This is a genomic window from Geobacter sp. (genome assembly GCA_009684525.1).
Taxonomy (GTDB): domain Bacteria; phylum Desulfobacterota; class Desulfuromonadia; order Geobacterales; family DSM-12255; genus Geoanaerobacter.
Genome location: WKKR01000003.1, coordinates 256996 through 277126, shown reverse-complemented (window position 1 = coordinate 277126; position 20131 = coordinate 256996). Strand labels below are relative to the sequence as shown.

Sequence of the window (20131 nt, the reverse complement as noted above, 5' to 3'; positions counted from 1 at the left end):
GTTCAACTAAAATATCACAGCATTTTCTAAAAGCAAGATAAAATTACAGAGAATACGCTCAGTTCCCGAAATTGACAGCATATGACGACCTGCTACAATGGCTGCAACCTTATGTATAACAAGGAGGCCGAAACAATGGCGAAATACCCCTGGGTTGACAAGGAATCATGTATCAGCTGCGGGCTGTGCGTTTCAGTCTGCCCCGGCGTTTTCAGATTTGACGATGCGTCGAAATCCGAGTGCTACGACTCCGCTGGCGCCAGCGAAAAAGAGATCCAGGAGGCCATAGACGGATGCCCGGTCCAGTGCATTTCCTGGCGGGAATGATCGGTCCATGGGCTCACAAGACAATCCTCTGCCCGGTGCTGCTGCCGCAGCCCAATGAAGGCGCAGATCCACCGGTTTTCCTTACCTGACGTACAACCGCAGTCCAGACCTGCCGGATGTCAGGAAGATGTCGTTTTTCCTGCCGGCTTGATGATATCCACTTCATTCTGCCCGCCGACCACCTTTATCCTCCAGACCAGGCCACAGGTGCCGCACTCCTTTACCGGTGACGTTTCGGCCGAAAAACCCTCGGAGTGAAGGTCTATCTCCACTGCATCCCTGCCACCACAATTCGGACATTTCATCTTCGGTTCTCCCTTTGCAAAAGATCGTTTTACTCACTGCCGGCACTGCTGGCTCCGGACGTGCACGAGCCAGGGTCATCCCCGGGAGTTTGCCGCCATTGCCCGGCCAGTCCGGGCAATCTACGCTCCGTAGCGTCACAACTCGGCAAGTGCCCGGTCAATCGCGGCCAGATACTCCTCGATATCCGTCATCTGCATATCACCCATGTGGGCGATCCGGAATGTTTCACCCTTGATTTTTCCATAGCCGTCGTCGAATGCAAACCCTGCCGCGCCGAGCTTCTTCTTCAGGGCAGACAGATCTGTCCCTTTTGTATTCCTGCCGCAGGTAAGGGTCAGCGAGCGGTATGGCTCATCAGGGAAGAATCCATAGCCCCTGTCAGCGACCCATGACCGCACACGCTCCGCCAATGCCTTGTGGCGAGCCCAACGACTTTCGAGTCCTTCGGCAAAGATTCGTTCGAGCTGCCTGTCCAACGCATAGATCTGGGAGATGCACGGCGTAGACGGGGTATTGTCCTTTTCATCCGCTGCGGCGAATTCGAGAAAATCGAAATAATAGCCGCGCCCTTCCACCCCGTTTGCCCGTTCGAGCGCCCTGGTGCTGGCAGTGAAGACCGCCAGTCCGGGAGGCAGAGCCAGCGCCTTCTGGACTCCGAAGATGCAGCAGTCGATCCCGAGTTCGTCCACCGGGATCTTCAGGGCACTCATGGAGGAGACCGTATCGATGATGGAGACGACATCCGGATAGCGCCTGAGCACCTCTGCAATCTCGGGCAGCGGTGACATGACACCGGTCGAGGTCTCGTTGTGAATCAGGGTGATGGCATCGTACCTGCCGCTGGACAAGGTCTGCTCAACCAGTTCGGGGGTTATGGGCTGCCCCCAGGCAACCTTCACGGCATCTGCCTCCTTGCCGCAGCGCCGAGTCACATCGTGCCACTTGTCCGAAAAGGCCCCGTTGCAGAAGTTGGCGCATCTCTTGGCCACCAGGTTGCGAACCGCCCCCTCCATGACCCCGAATGCGCTGGAGGTGGCCAGAAATACCCTCGACTCCGTGAACAGAAGACGCTTGAGGTTCTCCTTGACCCGCTTGTGTACGACTGCGTACTCCGGCATCCGATGACCCACCATCGGCATGGCCATCGCCTGCAGGATTTCCGGTGCGACCTCCACCGGTCCCGGGATGAAAAGTTTCTTGTGCATGGCTGCTCCTTGTCCAGGTAAAGTCCGCCCTGACCGCTACGGCTGAATGGCAAAAGCTAGCAGATGCCGAAGCAGCTTGTCAAGGGCACCCCTGCCTTCCGACCGGAGTCTTCGGGAGACAACGCCCTTCCCGAAAGAGGAAATATGACCTGAGGCAACACCACCCGGACCTTGGATCTATTTACCATACCACAGACGTTGCGTTAATCAACAGAATGACGTTTTACACTGTGCCGATCTCTGCAATCGCCCGGAACCCGAAACTAGCGGGATTCATCAACAGGGAAGACCGGCAGTATTTTACAGAGCCCCCAGAAAAGGACGAACGGGGTCGCTGCCACCAGCAGGGCACCAGCCAGCCCTTCTTTGAAAGTCTCCAGGCTTTCAGGCCAGATCGGCAGGTGGTAGTGCATAAATCCGGCAAACGATGAGGAGAATGCCTGGCCGCCGATTACGACATTCCAGCGCATCATGAAGACACCGAGAAGCACCAGGAGAGTACCCGCAACTGTCCGCCGGATGGTCAGACGCGGCAGGAGGAGCAGAATGAACGGCAACAGATTGCCCAGACCGTACTGGATGACGAAGATGTTGACGAAGTCCTTGCCATAGATGACGCTGCGCAGGATATCCCATGATTTCACGGCAGTATAGCCGCGGAAGATCAGATCGAGCAGCTCCAGGGTGATGGCCAGCACCAGGAACATGAGAAGATAGCGGGAGGTCATGGTGACGACCTGTATCTCGTTGCTCTGCATCTCCGTGTCAGCACCAGATTCCGGACGCTGCTGTCGCTTGCGTGCCCGCAGGGTTCGAAGCTCCATGGTGGCGATATAGGTAATGATGCAGAGGGCGATACCCGACACCACGGCGGAGCAGATAAAGATGACCGGCATCAGAGGGGTCATCCAGAGTGCATTGGCCTTGACCGACCCGAAGATGAACCCGGCATAGCCATGGAGAAAGCACGCTACCGGAATTCCGAGCCCGGCCAGCATCTTCACTGCCCGCTCATCCTTCTCCAATGCATGTTCACCGATATCCCACGCCCCGAGTGTCAGGAGCGAATAGAGCAGATAGCGTGCCTGCTGCGTAACTCCTCGCTGTGTTGCCTTGCGGAGATCCAGGGCCGTCTCGACAAAATAGCGGCGATAGACAAACCAGAGCTCCGACGCGACGATCATCCCATAGGAGGTGAAGACGATGCCGAATGCGGCGATCGCCGACGTAAAATGGGGAGTCAGCATGACCTCGATGCCACGGAGCGGAAACTGGAGATGCAACAGGAGCGGCATCATGGCTACCGGCAACAGCGCAAAGGAGAAAACCAGGGAAAAACGGGCGATCTCTTTCAGCTGCTTCACCCCAAAGACATGGTAGAGCGAGGAAAGGACGAACGCGCCGGCTACCAGGCCGGTCATGAACGGATACATGACAATCTGGATAGTCCAGTAGATATACTCATTGGGATAGACGAACAGTTCCTTGACGGTCCAGGCTTCTCCATGCACCATGGCTACGCCCTCCCCTGGCGGGGAAACGGGGAGTTCTTCATTTCCATCACTTCACCTCCCTGGTAAGCCCGACATAGAAGACCTGGGGCTTTGTCCCATACTCTTCCTTCAGCACGTTGACCCGTTCTGTCATGATGATCCTGGTTACCGGGTCATTGGGGTCCCTGATGTTGCCGATCCTGCGGGCGCCAAAGGGGCACGCCTCGACGCAGACAGGTTTCATACCCTTGGATATGCGATGGTAGCAGAAATTGCACTTCTCAGCCGCGTGATAGACCGGATGAAAGAAGCGGACCCCATAGGGGCACGCCATGACGCAGTAACCGCAACCGATGCACCATGACCTGTCCACGAGCACCACGCCATCGGAAGTCTGATAGGTGGCACCGACCGGGCAGACCTGTACACAGGGCGGGTTGTCGCACTGGTTGCACAACTTGGGGACAAAAAATGCCTTGTCGATATCGCTGTTCTCTATCTTCAACATCCCCAGCGCTCCCTGATCGATCGACGTGCTCGTGAATCCATCCCGGGCAGCCTTGGGCGAATCGATATGCACCTTGCCGTCCCTGGTCACGACATAGCGCTCCACCCAGGTGCGGGAGACATTGGCATCGTAAGGTATCTCGTTTTCGATCTTGCAGGCCTTGACGCAGAAGCCGCACCCCACGCATTTGTGCGTGTCCACCAGAAAGACCCAGCGAACCGTGGATGGGCCAGATCTGTCCGCAGCCAGCTTTTTCGGATCGAAGAGCTCCAGTGCTGCCAGCGGCACTGCGATCCCCCCGAGGATAAGGATGGATTTTTTACAGAACGAGCGGCGCGATATCATCGTCTGGCCTCCTTGCCGGGAGTCCACCGGGGATTGTGTGGGTAATGGCAGAGGACGCATTCTGCTTCCGGGTGGTGCGTCGCTGGATCGACCCCCCGGATCCTGCCCCGCCCACTGGCCTGGTAAGGGAGCCGAAAGTGGCATCTGATGCAGAGCTCTCTTCGCCTGTCAATGTGCAGGGATTGCGGGTCGTTAGGGTGTGCGAGGCCGGGTCCATGGCAGTTTTCGCACATGATCGTTTCATGGGGAGACCCCGTAATATCGGCGTATTTGTCTTGATGGCACTCCTTGCAATATGCAGTGGTCCGGTACTTGGCCCTGACGTTCTTCCAGTCGGCCTCATTCCCCTTCCGGTGCCAACCATACATATATCCCCGCTCCTGGACGCCAAAATCCGCCGGAACCAGGACCTCTCTGGCCAAAAGGATCAGGACCACCACCCCCACTGCAACGAACAACGGCCGTAGCACATGGTTCTTCATGCGCCTCCCCCCTCCGGCAGATCAAAGGATTAGACAGAAATTCCCCTCTGCATCCAGCCGGCATGACACCCCACCAGACCGACCAGAAAAGTCGACAAATTAGCTTGCCAATAACCATAATATAACATCGTTTATGAAATGCAATTGCCTAACTTGCTAGATTTTTTTGCGGTCCGCTGCAACCGTTCCCAGGTCTGCGCGAGAACCAGATGAATCGTCATATATTATAAATTTTTGTTTTGACAACCAATCAGTTGGCGATATAAATTGTTGTAATTTTAGTGCGTTAATCTCACTAGTTGCCGTTATGCAATCTTTTCCTCAAGGAGCCGTTATGCACAGAACCTTCAGGTACGCCTGGAACCTGATCAGCCTCGCCGGGATGCTCCTGGCGATCGTATCCACCTGCCTTATCATCGCTTTCCTGGCGATGGAAGTGATCATGGGGATCGATCACCCCTACCTGGGGCTGTTGACCTTCTTTCTCTTCCCCACAATGCTGGTCACCGGCCTGCTCATCATCCCGCTCGGGATGTGGCGGGTCAGAAGCAAGCTGCGAGACCAGGGCAAGGACGCAGAAATCCCCCCCCTGCCGAGGCTCGACCTGAACGACCCGCACAAGATGAAGCTGACGGTCTTTTTCTCCATCGCCACGGTCATCTTCGTCCTGCTCATCACCATTGCCACCATCAAAGGGTTCGAATTCACCGAATCGACCGTCTTCTGCGGCGAGCTCTGCCACCAGGTCATGACTCCCGAGCATACTGCCTGGAGCAATTCGCCCCATGCCAAGGTCAAGTGCGTCGAATGCCATGTGGGGCCGGGAGCAGAGTGGTATGTCAAGGCCAAGATATCGGGACTGCGCCAGGTTTGGGCCGTGCTCACCCATTCCTTCCCCTCTCCCATCGAAACCCCGATCGAAAACCTCCGTCCTGCCCGAGATACCTGCGAGCATTGCCACTGGCCCGAGAAATTCTATTCCGGCCGTCAGAAAATATTCTACCACTTCGCCCCGAATGAACAGAACACTCCCCGCGAGGTCAACCTGCTCATCAAGATCGGCGGCACCCCGAAATCCCCTCATGCCATGGGCATCCACTGGCATATCGGCACCGAGGTGCGCTACATTGCCAGGGACAAGAAGCGCTTTGACATCCCCTACATAGCAGTCAAGGAAAAGGACGGTTCCATCACCGAATACATGGATACCGCAAACCCGCTCACCAGAGACGAAGTCGCCAACGGGAAAAAACGGCTGATGGACTGTACCGACTGCCACAACCGGCCGACGCACATCTACAAGTCGCCAGGTCAGGAGATGGACGAGAATATTGTCTCCGGTAATATCGATCCGTCACTCCCCTACATAAAGAAGATCGCCGTCGAAGTCCTGGAAAAACCGTACCGGACGACTCCCGAAGCGCTTTCGTCCATCCCCGCGGGCATCAGGGATTTCTACGCCAAGAACTACCCCAAACTGGCACAGGAAAAGGCAGCAACCATCAGCAAGGCCATCGAACATATCCTTGACATGTACAAGCGAAACTATTTCCCGGAGATGAAGGTGTCATGGAACACCTACCCCAACCACATCGGCCATTTCTATACACCCGGCTGCTTCCGTTGCCACGACGGCAAACACAAGACCTCCGAGGGCAGGATCATCTCCAAGGACTGCAATATCTGCCACACCGTAATCAGCCAGGTCCAGGAGAACATCCCCGCCGGGACACAGGTCAAGGAGTTCGTGCACCCGGTCGATATCGGCGAAGAGCTCATGAATACGAACTGCAGCGAGTGCCACATGGTCAAAGGGCATGACGTGCCGGGCGGCGGCGAAAGCGCTTCCGCGCAAACCGGCCACTGATCCGCCAGGGCCCGAACAAACAAAACCCCCGGATGTAACTATCCGGGGGTTTTTCTGTATCAGTTGCCATCAGCGGCTAAAGTTCCTCTTCCGGTTCCGCTTCGTCCGGTTCCTCTCCCACCTCGAAATCGTCGTCGAGTATCCTGTCGAGAAAGGTGCGGTTATCAGCCAGAACCCGCTGGATATCCCTGGTCAGATCGTCGAGCTGTTGGCGATCGCGCTCCATCCCTTGCCGTTCCCCCTTTTCCTCAGATGTTCGCATCACGCAAAAATGTGGCAGCATCTTCCGGTGCCGTCGGATTGATGTAAAATCCGGTACCCCATTCAAAGCCGGCGACCTGGGTCAACCTTGGAACCAGTTCGATGTGCCAGTGGTAGTCATAGGCGAGAGAACTCCAGTAATCGGGCTTGCCGAGCCGCTGGTGCATGGGTGGTGCGGTATGGAGGATGAAATTGAACGGCGGGTCCTTGAGAACCAGTTTGAGCCGCACCAGCATATCCTTGAGGGCAACGGCCAGTTCGGCCAGGTCTGAGTCGCCGGACAGGGCAAAGTCATGGGCATGATGCTTGGGATACAGACGAAGCTCGAACGGAGACGATGAGGCATAGGGCGTTACCGAAACAAAATTGGCAAACTCCTTCACGACCCGCTCGCCGCTCTCCAGCTCAAAGCGGATAAGATCGCAGTAGATGCAGCGCTCCTTGCTGGAGAAGTAGTCGCGACAGACCTTCAGTTCAGTGGCAGCCACCGGCGGGACGAGTGGCACGGCGATCAGCTGGCTGTGGGAATGGTGGAGCGTAGCGCCAGCCCTGGTACCGTGGTTCTTGAACAGCACCATGTAGCGGAAGCGGAAGTCCTGGCGAAGGTCCAGCAACCTGGCGCGATACGCCTGCAGCACATTGGTGATTTCAGCCGTCGAAAGATCGGCCAGCCCCTTGTGATGGTCGGGCGTCTCAATGATCACCTCATGGGCGCCAATACCTTCCATGACGTCATACAGACCATAGGCGCGGCTTTTCAACTCACCTTCGACCCGAAGGACCGGGTACTTGTTGGGAATGACCCTGACCTTCCAGTTCGGGCCGTTCGGGGGACCGGACGGACGGATGGCAAAGATCTCATTGGGGGTCTTGTCTTCATTCCCATAGCAGAACGGGCAGCTGGTCATGGTGCATGAATCGGTTTCCTGATGGAAATCCTGCGGCCGCCGGCCACGTTCAGTGGCAATGATGACCCAGTGCTGCTTCAATGGATCCCAACGTAGTTCTGACATGCAGTCTCCTCAAAATTGTGCCCCACACTCGACAGACAGTGTCGTCAACCATTATCAATCATATCAGCCAATTGTCCAACTCCAGCTCTTCTCCTTGATACGTGAGCTCCATCGGCGCATCCACGGGCCAACGCCCGACTTCTTCCCGCCCCCGTACAAGGGTGAGATAGGCGCTCAACGGGTCTTTCGCCACGAGTTTCACGGCAGACAGCGGAACTCTTACCTCGCAGATGCGGGTGATCTTCCAGCTGAAACCCTTCCTTGTTGCACGGAATCCGGATTTCCCCCTCACCTGCAGCAGGCCGCTTGTGACACCAACCTCCATGGCAAGCCGGTATTCTTTCCCGGCAATCAGGTGAAGGTTAAGCACTTCATCGGCCCGCAGGATGCGATCCAGATCCTTGGCCCCGTCGATACGGAAATAGAGTGCTTCCCGGTCATAACCATAAAAGAACGACTGCAGGATGCTTTCCGACACATGCATGGCAGACGACTGCCGCGAAAGGTCGAACAGCCCGGCGGCGAGCCATTCGAAATAGTCGCTGACCAGCCCATCCAGCTGCGGCGTAATGAACGACGACGGCTCGCGGACAAAACCGGCCACCCCTTTTTTCTTGATCGGCTCATAGAGTTCGCGGGGGACTTCAAGGTCGAGCAGACGGTACACATTCATCAGATGCTTGCGGAACAGGGCATCGAAACGGTCGCTGTGCACAGAAAAGTGGTCGTCTCCGTACCACCAGAACCAGTCGCTCCCTTCGGCGGCAAAAAGAGAGCGGCAGACATTGCGGACCGTGACATCGACCTCCACGTCGCCATTGCCGACGCCTTTGGCCCGGCCGAGCAGATCGGCTACCTGTGGATTGCGACTGATGGCGGCCTCACGCGCCCTCTCCAGGTAATCCCATGCGAGGTTTTCTTCGGGATGCCCCACCCAGATCCCGTAATTGGCGTTTATCCAGGAACCGGGATGTATATGGGTAATCTGCTGGCGCACCGGCGTATCGGCAAGTATCTCGCTGGCCGTGCAGAGGCGGAATTCCGGGGAAGCGGCCAGGGTGCCGTACAGGCGGGACAGAAAACCGTAGCCGTTCTCCGGGTAGTATTCCCAGGCATTCTCGCCATCCAGGATGACCGGCACCACCCGGCTGTCGCTGAACTGGCTCCTGATCTGGCGCAACCGATCGACAAAATCGGCAACGGCCCTCTCGGGTTCCCATTGGGAATAGGTAAAGCCGATCAGGTCGGAGAGGGCGTGGTCGCGAAACAGCATGTTCAGTTTTCTGCCGCCAGTTTTAAAGGCATAGGGATGATACAGCCAGTCCCGCCCTCCGGCATGGCATCCTGCCAGCGTGTTGGCCAGGACCCCCTCGTCGGTGGCGACCCAGGTAAGACCGCTGGCAGCAATGAGCGCCAGGGCTTCGTCGCTCACCGAGCCTTCAGATGGCCACATGCCGACCGGGGTAAAGCCGAATACCCGCTTGAAGCAGGCAATCCCTTCCTCGATCTGGCTGCGGGCATCCTCGGCATGCTGGAAGCGCGCAGTCGGCAGATTGGCTCGCGGCATGGCCCCCAGCGCACTCTTCATGTCACACAACAGGGGCAGGATGGGGTGGTAGTACGGGGATACCGACAGCTCGGCCTTCCCCTGGTCGTGGAGTTCCCGGTACAGGGGGATAATCGCGGCCAAGAGCTCCCGTTGCCGTGCAAACAGCAGCTCCTTGTCCGCACGACTGAAGTTTCGCCCCTTGCGGATGAGTTCCTGGAATTCGGGCCAGCGGTGACGTGCGGCCTCACCGGTCCAGGAGAGGAAAAACCAGACCTGCAGGTCGAGGATCTCCTGGTGGCGGAAGCTGTGCAGGCGCCCTGCCCGCTGTTCCTGGTCACCGTCGCCGGCAAGCCTGAGCAGTTCCAGGTAACGGGGATACGGCTCGATCATCCGCTGCCGATTGGCAGAAAAAAACGTATTCAGCATGAAGAGGAGTTCGTGCTCCTCCATATCCGCGGGGTCTTTCTGCCCGATAGCCAGGACCGGATCGACAGCGGTCCCTGCCGCATAATCTTCCAGTTGCTCGATCAGCGATGGGACAAGGTTGAAGACGGCCTTCGCCCCCGCTGTCTCCGCAACGATGGCCGCCATGTCGTAATAGTCCTTGATTGCATGCAGATAGGTCCAGGGGAGGGCGTACTCATCCCGCAGGGGGTCCTTGTAATATGGCTGGTGCATGTGCCAGATGAAAACGATGGAAAGCGGCTCAGCCATATCTGCTCCTGTTCACCGGCACATACCTACTGGAGTTCCTTCTTCCATTTTTCGACCTTAGTCAGGTATTCCGAAAGCAGCTTCTGCACTCCCTTCGGCTCTTTCCCTTCGGCAACGATGTGAACATAGGGCTGATACTGGTCCGGCAGGACCAGGACCCAATCCTCGCCGAAATGGACCTTGATCCCATCGATGAAACTCGCTTCGCAGTCGAGGCTGTCCTCGCTCATCTTGCGCATGATCCCCCCCTTCATCTCCCAGGCGCAGTTTGCCCTGCCCTGGAGGAAGGTACGGCGCGGGATCTCTCCCCAGATTGCCGAAAGGGAGGTGCCGCAGGTCGCCAGCAATTCGATGGCCCTGGCAATGGCATACATCCCGTCAAATGCCGACTGGAACTTGGGAAAGGCGAAACGGCCGTCCATGGAGCCTGCCATGATCACTTCCGACGACAGGGTCTCCTCGATCATTGCCCGTTCCGTATTCTTGGTCCGCCTGACCGCGCACCCCTTTTCGCTGGCCATCAGCTCGACGACCGACGGTGCCGACACCGGGACGGCAAAGGCCCCCTTGCAGCCGGCCTTGAGCTGGAGCGCAACCATGAGCGGAAGGGTCTCTGCCGCGTTGTAGATCCTGCCGGCCTCGTCGACCAGGATGACCTCTTCCACCGTGGGATCGAGCCAGAACCCCGCCTGGGCCTCCAGGGAGGCAACGATCTTGGCCAGCTGGGTAAGGCTGCGCGGCTTTTCCTCGGCATTCTTGATCCCCCGCTCCTCGTCCACATAGGCATTGAGAGAGATCACCTCAATCCCCATGCTATTCATGATGGCGGGCAGCAACTGACCTGCGGGCGAATGGTTGAAGTCGACCACCACCTTGTACTTCCGCTTCTTGAGCATCTCCACATTGATCGAACGGATGAACCCCTCGCGATAAAAATCCATGACCTGAGGCAGCTCGGTGATCCCGCCCGGTTCCATATGGTGGGCGCGGCGGAAGTTTTCCTTGTAGAAGATCCGCTCCACGTTCTTTCCCATGGCACTGGAGAAATCGAGCCCGTCGTTGTCGAGAAAGACGATCTCAGTCAGCGCCGGGTCATCCAGACACTGGCGGAAATGTACCCCCCCCACCTCGCCGAAGGTTTTCAGTTTATAACGGACAACCGGCAGGGGGATCATCTTCAGATCGCGGACGTTGACCCCGGCGGAGAGTATGCCCCCCAGGAAACTCCTCTTGAGCATCCGCGAGGCAAGAAAGGCATCCCGGCCGGCAAGGACGAAACTCCCCTTGGGCAGGGAGGTGCCGTAGGCGCAGCCGAGCTTGGCCACGAATTCGGGGGTCAGTTCGACGTTCGTGAGCCCCCGGATGATCGCCCCCTCAAAGAGCGATTTCTTCCATTTCTCTCCCCAGATCAGGTTGTCTGTGACCGTCGCCCCGGCCTCTATCACCTTGCGAGGCCAGACCTTGACATCGCGCTTGATGTAGGCCTCCTCGCCGATGGCGGTATCGTCGGCGATAATGCCGCCTTCCTCGATCACGACGCCGTGCCCAACGCTGACATTGTTGCAGAGGACCGAATCGTTGACCTTTGCCCCCTTCTTCAGGTAGACGTTGTCCCAGATGACGCAACGGGAGAGTTTCACCCCGGGCTCGATGGTACAGTTGCGGCCGATGACCGAGTCCTTGATGTGAGCGCTGCCGAATATCTGCGAGTTGTCGCCGATCACGACCGTGCCGTCGAGCACTGCTGAGTCGTCCAGCCTGACATCGGCGCCGATGCGCAGATCCCGGCCCACCACATCCTGCTTGGGTTCATCGATCTTCACATTGATCTTGCCGCGAAAAATGTCGTGGTGAGCCTCACGGTAGGAGTCGGTATTGCCGATATCGCGCCAGTATCCCTTCACCGTATAACCGAAGAGCAGTTCCTGCTTCTCCAGCAGCTTCGGGAAAAGATCCTGGGAAAAGTCGAAGTTCTCGTTTGCAGGGATGTACTTGAAGATTTCCGGCTCGAACACGTAGATACCGGTATTGATAGTATCGGAAATAACCTCGCCCCACCCCGGTTTCTCCAGGAACTGGGTAATCCGGCGGTTCTTGTCGGTGATAACCACCCCGAACTGGAGTGGGTCCTTCACCGGCGTCAGCGTGATGGTAGCGAGCGCCTTGTTGTCGGCATGAAAATCGATGATCTTCTGCAGGTTGAAATCGGTAAGGAGATCGCCGCTGATCACCAGGAAACGTTCATTAATGAACTTTTCGGCACACTTCACCGCTCCGGCGGTCCCCATGTCTTCCAGCGGCGTGACATAGGTGATCTTCACGCCGAAATCGGCTCCATCCCGGAAAAAATTCTTGATCACGCTCGGCTGATGATAGAGGAGCATCACCAGATCGGTAATCTGGTGCTTCTTCAGCAGTTCGACGATATGCAGCATGATGGGACGATTCAGGAGCGGAATCATCGGCTTCGGGATGTTGCTGGTGAGCGGCTGGATGCGGGTACCGAACCCCCCCGCCATGATGACAGCTTTCATGTATGCGTTTCTCCTTTATCTATAGACATTACAATGCAGGACATGCCCGTGGTATCAGCCGCGGACAGTTTTCTTCTTTTCCAGGACCCGCTTGATCTCGTCCTTCAGCTCCTGCAGGTCACTGGATTTCACCACATACCCATCGGCCAGCCAGGCGGAGAAATCGTCCTTGTAACACGAAAAGGCCGTGCAGAGGATCACCGGCATGTCATGCCGTTCCTTGACGATTTTCTGCAAAAGGTCCAGCCCGCTCTCGTTCTTCAGCTTGATATCCAGTACGATCAAGTCGAAGTGTTCGCCTTTCAGCTTCTCCGCCGCCTCGACCGCAGTCCCTGCAGTCACAATATCATGGCCTTCCTCGCTGAGTTCCTGGGCATAGAGGAGCCTGATGCTGGCCTCGTCGTCCACAACTAATAACCGTGCCATCTGTTCATTCCTCCTTATGTTGCAGCAACTGAATGATGTAACGAATGCCGCCTTCGGGCAGATTTTCGAGCGACAACCGGTGTCCCGATTTTTCCAGGATAGTCCGGCAGAGCGGAAGGCCCACCCCCACGCCAAGCTCCTGTGTTTCGGCAAACGGAGTCACCAGCGAATCCCAAGCTGAGGTGGTAAGTGTGCTGAACCGATCGTCCACACAGATGAACACTGCATCCCCCTCGTGCCAGGTCTTGACAATGATCTTCCCCCCTCGCACACGATAGTCGAGAGCGCTGCTCAGGATGGTGCGGATACAATAGGATATCTGCTTGTAGTCTATGAACAGCATGGGGAGCTCATTTGCCAGCTCCATCTGGCAGCCGCACTGCTCCACTTCGAAACGGTCCTGCAGTTCACGACAGATACCTGCCACCACCTGATTGATATCCCAGCGGTCCTTGACCGGGTAGAGCGATTCCGAATAGTTCAGGATCTCTTCCAGGACATCCTCCAATTGCCTTGCCTCCTGAACGATGGAGCCGAGATACTCCTTCTTCGGGTCGTCAACAGTAACATCCTTGAGCAGGGAGCGGGCAAAGCCACCGATGACCATCAGCGGGTTGCGGATGGAGTGGGCGATGCTCGACGTGATCCTCCCCACCAGGGCCATCTTCTCCATCTTGACGATGAGTTCCTGCTGTTCCTGCAGCTTCCGGTTCGCCACTGTCAGCTTGTCGACCTCTTCCTGCAATCGTTCGTACAGCGAAGCCCGCACCAGGGCAAACCCCACCGGGAAGGCAAAGGTTTCCAACGACTGAATATCCTGCTGGGTGATGGGCCGATGGGTGATGCAGTTGTCCGCAATAATGACCCCGATCCGCCGGTTGCTGGAAACGAGGGGCATGACGAGAAAGCTGTCGACGCCGAGGGTCTGGGCAAACTGGAAATTTACCTGAGAGTTGTGGAATGCATCTTCCACCATGATCGGTCGTTTTTCGCGCAGAGCCCGATTGAGGATGTGATCCTGGTCGCTTAAAGGAATGGTGAGCCGTTCCAAAATATCGTGGAACTTGACCTTCTCGGAAGAGAGCTTGTTGATCTGGAACTGGCGGGCCATCTCCTTGAGCGAAAGGTCGTTGCGGCTGACCTCCTCCCAGATGTGCCAGGCCTCATCGTAGGTGCGCGGCCCGACCCCCAGATAGCCCCGAAGGTATTGCTGCTCCTTGTCGCACATCAGCAAAAAGGCACGGTTCATCCCGAAACCTTTGCCGGCGGTAATGGCGGTCATGGCCACGGAGAGGATCTCATCCAGGTCCATGGAGGTCTGCAGGACGGTGTTCAATTCGTGGAGGAAACGGATTTCACGCGTTTTGCTGTTGAGGAATCCATCCATGGACTGGAGGCGGATCCTCATGTCGAGAAATTCATTGGTCAGGATGGAAAAGAGCGGGGCCAGCGGCTCTCCGGACTCTCTCATCCGCTGGACATCAACGGTGAAGCGGGGGCATTCGAGACACTTCTCCAGAATCCGTCTCCGTTGAGCGGCGTAAAGGTACTCCTCCCCTTCCTCGATATAGGGGCATTCCTCAGGGGCAATCACATCCTTGTGCCAGCAGCACGTCCAGTCCAAACACCCCTCCTGTAAAGGGCATACAGCCCATTGGCTGAAGTATAACAGCCGCTGTGGCTAATTCAAGGGAGCGAACCGTTAAGAATTCCCTGCCGGCCATCTTTCCTGCACAATCATCACGCTCATGAAGCGCCGGCAATGGCTTGACCGGACCGCAGGACATTGCCTTTTTCCGCCAGCCGTGTTAGAAACGATAGAGCAATTGCAGGCATAGGGAGGAAACCGGCAGATGAAGATAACCAGGGGAGATGTGGAACACGTTGGCAAATTGGCGCGACTCGATTTGAGCGAACAGGAGGTTGACACCTTCACCGGCCAGATGGATGCCATACTGGCCTATGTGGAGAAACTGAACGAACTCGACACCTCCCAGGTTTCACCCACGGCACATGCAGTTCCCATGGAAAACGCCTTCCGTGAAGATGTCACGTCACCGTCACTTGCGGTGGACCTCTCGCTTGCCGCCGCGCCTGACCGGGTGGGCGACTTCTTCCGCGTCCCGAAGGTGATCGAATAACCGTTTCCCTGTCGGGACTATCCATCCGAAAAACGAAAGGCCGCCTCCCCCACGGGAAACGGCCTCTTTTGTTACGCCGGCGATTGTATAGTCGGTTAGGAAGCCTTCCTTTCCTCATGGTCCGCCAGCACCACCGCATGCATGAACTCGTTTATGACCCGGTCGGCATCACCGGCATTGAATGAAATGATATTGCGCAACTGGGTAAACGAATCGAGATCCATATCCTGGAACTGGAATGCAACCATCCCCTCGCCGACCCTGATGACCCGACCGTTTGCAGTAATGGAAACATCCAGTCTCCTGCTGGTACCGGTCAGATAAAGGGTAATCCTGGCAATATCTCCTTCCTCAAGGGTTTCCTTGCAGGCGATAAACATCCCATTCAGGCTCAGGTTTGCCACCTCGCCTTTGAAGGCAATGGATCGACAGCTGACGTATGCTTCCACCTTCAGGGGAACCCGAACGAATCTCCGTTTTTCCATGGCAGTTTCTCTCCGGCAGTTCAATGTGGTGCTGCTTCGCAGACAAACTTCTATCACGTCCTATGCCATCTTATTTTCAAACATAACCAACAGTAAAGTTTATTTTTTTAAGCGCGCGCCAATGTCTGCGGATCACCGATGCTGCACACTTCCCATACAGCGAGCATCAGAATTGCACATGCACAGGGAAGCCCCCGCGCCAGCATATTGCACACTCCAAAGGTAGTGGTATACTTCCCCGCAGCAAACATCCTACCGACACGAGCAGGAGATTATGGCCGAGAAACGCATTCTGAAACGCCGCCGCAGGAGGTTTGCGCTCCGCTTCGGCATCGATGATCCCAACCGACTGGCCTTTACCGAAGATATCAGCCCCGATGGAATGTTTATCAAGACAACGAATATCGCCCCACCGGGCAGCAGGGTGACGATCAACCTGATACTTGCCGACGAGCAGGTGGTTTCCGTGGTGGGACGGGTGATGTGGGCAAAAAAGGTCCCGCCTCAGATGATCCGGCTGGTCAAGAAAAGCGGGTTTGGTGTGAGGATCGAACGGTTTCTGTCCGGCGAGGAACGCTATCGTCGACTGTGCGACGAAACGCTGGCTCCGGCATGAGGTGAGAGCCTCATTTCCGCAAGATGGGCAGTTCAGACTTCATCGGCAGTAATCTTGACCGCCACCTTACGTGCACGGGGGCCGTCAAACTCGCAAAAATAAATGGACTGCCAGGTGCCGAGCACCAGCTTGCCATTGTCAACGAAGATCCGCTGTGAAGTCCCCACCAGCATGGACTTGATATGGGCGTCCGAATTCCCTTCAGCATGGGTGAAATAGGGATCGTTGGGGACCAGTTTATTGAGGAAACCGACAATGTCCCGCTGAACAGCAGGGTCTGCTCCTTCGTTCACGGTGATCCCGGCAGTCGTGTGCAGCACAAAAAGGTGGCACATGCCACTTCGTACGCCAAAACTCCGCACAACCTCATGCACCTGTTCGGTGATATCGATAAACTCAGACCGTGCCCGGCTTTTCACCTCGATATACCTGACCATATCCCCTCCATCGCTTCAGGGATTCCGCATCAATGTAACAATGCCCAAAGCATATCAAACAAGCAGGAAAATGAAAACCCCAGGACTCCGGCAGACAGCCCATCTCCTCTTTGATGATTTAGAAATACTCGCGACCGTGGCATTTGCCATCTTTGTTCGACACGGAGTCACACGCTGGCAGGGCAACCATTATCCATCCGCCTGCAGCTCTTGGCATACTTATCGCGGTACATCCGTTCGTCACTCAGCTTCAACGCCGATACCAGCTCTTTTTTCGTCTTCGCGGTCGCGACGCCGAGGGACACGCTGATGTTCAGCCCGCGCCCAGACTCATTCATCTGGTTCTGGCAGTGCCGAATCCGTTCCACGGCAACCTGGGCAGCCAGGTCATCGGTATCCGGCAGCAAGACCGCAAACTCGTCCCCTCCGATCCGGGAAACCACATCCTCGGCTCGAAATGCTTCGCTCAGCACCTGTGCCGCCATCTGGATCAACCGGTCCCCGGTCGCATGCCCCATGGTATCATTAACGGCCTTCAGGCCATCCAGGTCGGCAACAATGATACTCACGGGATACTGCCTTCCCCGCGACAACTTGGTCAACTCTTCGTCGAAAAATGCACGATTGTAAAGACCGGTCAACAAGTCATGCGTACTCATGTACAAGAGCTTGCCATCGGCTTCCTTGCGCTCGGAGATGTCCCTGGTGAGCTCAATGGCCGCAATGATGTTACCTGCTGAATCCTTGACCGGCGATACGGTTACCTCCAGGGAACGCTTCCCATAGCCCCGGTCCGCCTCATATTCCCCCTGGTGGACTTTCCCGTCGCGCACGGCTTCCACCATGAGACAGCCATCGCACACGGCATTCAGGCCGTGATAGGCCTGGAAGCAGAATTCTCCCACGTGGTCGCCCATCTCCTCTCTGCTGAGATGGTTCTGAAAAAGTATCCTGTAATCCGTATCCTGGACACTGATCGGATCTCCCAACCCGGCAATGAACGCCTCGTTTTTCGCCCGTTCCGCTTCTGCCTTGGCCAACGAAAGCCTGAGAGAGTCCTCGCACTGCTTCAATCTGGTTATATCGAACATCAACCCGAGGACGTAATGGTCGGAACCTAATCCGTGCCGCACGTACTCATACTGATCGGAAAACCAGCGAATCTCGCCATCACTCCCCACCATTCGGTACTCATCGCAAAAAGGAAGGTTCTCTGCCTGACAGTAGGAAAGCCGGGTCAGGACGCGCTCCCGATCTTCCGGGAAGATCTTCCCCAACCAGAACAGTGGATCGGCCTTGAATTCCTCCGCGGTATACCCCAGCAGAGAGACGATCTGGGGGCTCATGTAGTGGACCCTGTTCGTCAGATCGGCCGACAGGATGTACATAACCGCTGGAAGCTGTTCCACAAGCGACCTGTAGTGCGCTTCGGCCGTGCAGAGCGCCCTGAGCATCCCGTTGATCGATGCCGCCAGGGTTGTCAGCTCGTCATTGCCGGTTTCGGCAACCTGGCTGCCCAGATACCCGGAGACGCCGATCTCATGGACCTCCTGCCCAAGCACGGCAACACGTGAAAGGACCAGCTTCTCCAGCAGCAGGAGAATGAGGGTCGAAAAGACCACGCCTGCCCCGAGAAGCGTGATGATGAAATAGCGTACACTTGCCGCCCCTGAGTGATAGATGTCCCGCAACAGGGCGACCCTGACGCGGAGAGCATCCGCACCATTCACATCCTTGAAAAAGGTATAACCGGAGATGGTATTTTCTTGCGGCTCTTCCAGGTATATGGGGTCTCTATCCTTAGGCGAAAGTATGCCGGGAGGCGGGGAGTGCAGCGCCTCATTTTGCTGAGCAATCGAAAGTGGGGAGATATCCACGGCCAGATGCGTCCGCGCGCCGATTGCCCGGATCCCGGCCTTATCAAGGAAGCGTGCCATGACAAGGGTGCCGCGGGACGGTCCCCTCCGCTCATTGTCGAGGATCGGCCGCGCCGACAAGAGCATTGGCCCCTCGGGGAGACAGACGATACCCCGTGCCACGACCCTGCTGTCGCCAATACCGATAATTCGGCGATTGGCTAGTATGTACCGTCGAACCGATTCCGAAAGGGGAACCTCCACCCCTCGCTGCAGGTCAAATGCCTTGCCGTAATCCAGTCTCCCGCGAGAATCCACAAAGAGCATCAAATTCAGTTTCAGGGAGATAAACGGCGTGCTGTTCACGTTTTTCCGGATAAATGCTGCATCCCGGGTTTTCATGTATGCATATGTGTCACCCCATTCCGCCCAGTCCTGCGTCGATCGTTCGAGGGCGCACAGTTCCTCATTAATGGCATCGACCACTCTGCCGAGATTACGATGCAGCTCTTCCGTTTCCAGAGAGCGGAAGCTCTTCATGAGGATAAGCTGAGAGGCCCCATACGAGATAGCCATGAGACCTGCCCACGCAACGAGAACAATGGCCAGAGATTTTACGCGAATCGTCATCTATGCACTTTCAGGAGTTCATGTGCGAGATAGCATCCATTCATCGGCTTTCCCGCACGACATCGCCTCTCAACCATATTCACCACAAGTATCAATCCCGGACTCCAGCAGGTTCAGCGCCGCACAGTTCCCGACATCTGTGATTTCCGGGAAACACTGCCCGGGAGCTCCCTGCAGCGCAGCAGCGTATCCCTTTATGCACTTTGAGACGATCTCTCCCATATTTTTCACGAACTCGTCAAACCGTACGGACTTATGCAGATAGCCATTCGCTCCAGCGGCAAAACAGGCACTGATCTCCCGATGATCGGTCGATGAGGTCGTGATGACAACCGGCAGCGAGGTTGTTTTCTCCTCAGCCCGCAACCGCGTCAGCACTTCCATCCCGGCCATTCCCGGCATGTTCAGGTCCAGAAGCAGTAATCCCGGGACATGCGGACCTTCGCCATCCGGAATCTCTCGTCCCTGGATGAGATACTCAAGGGCCGTTACCCCATCCTGCATCTTTATGATCTGGCTCCCAATGTTATTCAACTGTAATGCTTTCATGGTAATAATCTCATCATTTGGATCATTATCAACAACCATGACTCGAATATTCTCCATCACTCCTCCCCACATTAAGTATCATCACATCACAGGAATGTTCAGAAACGGTTATTTTTATTTGCATTGCTGCTTGTAATACGTGCACTGCCTGAAATTATCGCCACAATAGTACAAGGCCTTTTCCAGCCTGATGTTGTTGCTGCCAACAATGATGCAATAACATTCCACCATGGGATTCACGACAAACGGACAGATTGTCGTAACATACGCGTTGTGCTGCGAGGACCTATCCATGGCCTTTGCGGTCTTCATAAAGATAATACCCCCATAGTGCGATCACGGTATATGGTGACCGTCTCGCCGCTTTTGCCACAAGCAAGAGTTGCA

18 protein-coding genes are annotated in these 20131 nt (G+C 56.2%); 4 read left to right on the top strand and 14 right to left on the bottom strand.

Annotation, left to right across the window (positions count from 1 at the left end; all coding sequences use genetic code 11):
• Nucleotides 1-135 precede the first annotated feature (135 nt).
• Nucleotides 136-327, top strand: a complete 192-nt coding sequence (locus GJT30_12245; GenBank protein ID MSM40381.1) for a ferredoxin — start codon at nucleotides 136-138, stop codon at nucleotides 325-327.
• A 119-nt stretch (nucleotides 328-446) separates the two neighbouring features.
• Here the strand turns inward: GJT30_12245 and GJT30_12240 are convergent, their stop codons facing one another.
• From GJT30_12240 to GJT30_12220, 5 genes are all read right to left on the bottom strand, one after another.
• Complete coding sequence (locus GJT30_12240) at nucleotides 447-632, bottom strand: hypothetical protein (GenBank protein MSM40380.1); 186 nt, start codon at nucleotides 630-632, stop codon at nucleotides 447-449.
• A 135-nt stretch (nucleotides 633-767) separates the two neighbouring features.
• Nucleotides 768-1838, bottom strand: coding sequence for an aminotransferase class V-fold PLP-dependent enzyme (locus GJT30_12235; GenBank protein MSM40379.1), 1071 nt, complete (start codon nucleotides 1836-1838; stop codon nucleotides 768-770).
• Nucleotides 1839-2101: 263 nt separating this feature from the next.
• Nucleotides 2102-3352, bottom strand: a complete 1251-nt coding sequence (locus tag GJT30_12230) for an oxidoreductase (protein ID MSM40378.1) — start codon at nucleotides 3350-3352, stop codon at nucleotides 2102-2104.
• Nucleotides 3353-3398: 46 nt separating this feature from the next.
• Nucleotides 3399-4184 (bottom strand): 4Fe-4S dicluster domain-containing protein, encoded by a 786-nt coding sequence (locus GJT30_12225; protein ID MSM40377.1) that lies wholly within the window; start codon nucleotides 4182-4184, stop codon nucleotides 3399-3401.
• Nucleotides 4181-4666 (bottom strand): cytochrome C, encoded by a 486-nt coding sequence (locus GJT30_12220; protein ID MSM40376.1) that lies wholly within the window; start codon nucleotides 4664-4666, stop codon nucleotides 4181-4183. The genes GJT30_12225 and GJT30_12220 overlap by 4 nt, the downstream gene beginning before the upstream one ends.
• 334 nt (nucleotides 4667-5000) lie before the next feature.
• On the opposite strand from GJT30_12220, the gene GJT30_12215 reads away from it, so the two are divergent.
• A complete protein-coding gene (locus tag GJT30_12215) occupies nucleotides 5001-6533 on the top strand; it encodes a cytochrome C (protein ID MSM40375.1) in 1533 nt (510 codons plus the stop codon).
• 248 nt (nucleotides 6534-6781) lie between these two features.
• On the opposite strand, the gene galT is transcribed toward GJT30_12215, so the two are convergent.
• From galT to GJT30_12190, 5 genes are read right to left on the bottom strand one after another with little or no spacing between them, the layout of a single operon-like run.
• Nucleotides 6782-7807, bottom strand: coding sequence for a galactose-1-phosphate uridylyltransferase (gene galT / locus GJT30_12210; GenBank protein ID MSM40374.1), 1026 nt, complete (start codon nucleotides 7805-7807; stop codon nucleotides 6782-6784).
• 58 nt (nucleotides 7808-7865) lie between these two features.
• On the bottom strand, nucleotides 7866-10070 hold the full coding sequence (locus tag GJT30_12205; protein ID MSM40373.1) for a glycoside hydrolase: 2205 nt from the start codon (nucleotides 10068-10070) through the stop codon (nucleotides 7866-7868).
• A 26-nt stretch (nucleotides 10071-10096) separates the two neighbouring features.
• On the bottom strand, nucleotides 10097-12604 hold the full coding sequence (locus GJT30_12200) for an NTP transferase domain-containing protein (GenBank protein MSM40372.1): 2508 nt from the start codon (nucleotides 12602-12604) through the stop codon (nucleotides 10097-10099).
• A 54-nt stretch (nucleotides 12605-12658) separates the two neighbouring features.
• Nucleotides 12659-13030 carry a response regulator gene (locus GJT30_12195; GenBank protein MSM40371.1) on the bottom strand — a complete coding sequence of 124 codons (372 nt, stop codon included), beginning with the start codon at nucleotides 13028-13030 and terminating at the stop codon, nucleotides 12659-12661.
• Nucleotides 13031-13034: 4 nt separating this feature from the next.
• Nucleotides 13035-14654 (bottom strand): GAF domain-containing protein, encoded by a 1620-nt coding sequence (locus GJT30_12190; GenBank protein ID MSM40370.1) that lies wholly within the window; start codon nucleotides 14652-14654, stop codon nucleotides 13035-13037.
• A 229-nt stretch (nucleotides 14655-14883) separates the two neighbouring features.
• Here GJT30_12190 and gatC point away from each other — a divergent pair, with 229 nt between their 5' ends.
• On the top strand, nucleotides 14884-15171 hold the full coding sequence (gatC, locus tag GJT30_12185; protein MSM40369.1) for an Asp-tRNA(Asn)/Glu-tRNA(Gln) amidotransferase subunit GatC: 288 nt from the start codon (nucleotides 14884-14886) through the stop codon (nucleotides 15169-15171).
• A 95-nt stretch (nucleotides 15172-15266) separates the two neighbouring features.
• Here gatC and GJT30_12180 read toward each other — a convergent pair whose 3' ends face one another.
• Complete coding sequence (locus GJT30_12180) at nucleotides 15267-15656, bottom strand: PilZ domain-containing protein (GenBank protein MSM40368.1); 390 nt, start codon at nucleotides 15654-15656, stop codon at nucleotides 15267-15269.
• 274 nt (nucleotides 15657-15930) lie between these two features.
• Between GJT30_12180 and GJT30_12175 the strand changes: the two genes are divergently transcribed.
• Nucleotides 15931-16272 (top strand): pilus assembly protein PilZ, encoded by a 342-nt coding sequence (locus GJT30_12175; protein MSM40367.1) that lies wholly within the window; start codon nucleotides 15931-15933, stop codon nucleotides 16270-16272.
• Nucleotides 16273-16304: 32 nt separating this feature from the next.
• Here the strand turns inward: GJT30_12175 and GJT30_12170 are convergent, their stop codons facing one another.
• The 3 genes from GJT30_12170 to GJT30_12160 form a co-directional block, all read right to left on the bottom strand.
• Nucleotides 16305-16709: a YjbQ family protein gene (locus GJT30_12170; protein ID MSM40366.1), complete on the bottom strand. Its 405-nt coding sequence runs from the start codon at nucleotides 16707-16709 to the stop codon at nucleotides 16305-16307.
• Between the two features lie 167 nt (nucleotides 16710-16876).
• Entirely contained in the window at nucleotides 16877-19195 is a 2319-nt protein-coding gene (locus GJT30_12165; GenBank protein MSM40365.1) for a diguanylate cyclase, read from the bottom strand.
• A 69-nt stretch (nucleotides 19196-19264) separates the two neighbouring features.
• Entirely contained in the window at nucleotides 19265-19816 is a 552-nt protein-coding gene (locus GJT30_12160; GenBank protein ID MSM40364.1) for a response regulator, read from the bottom strand.
• Nucleotides 19817-20131: the final 315 nt, after the last annotated feature.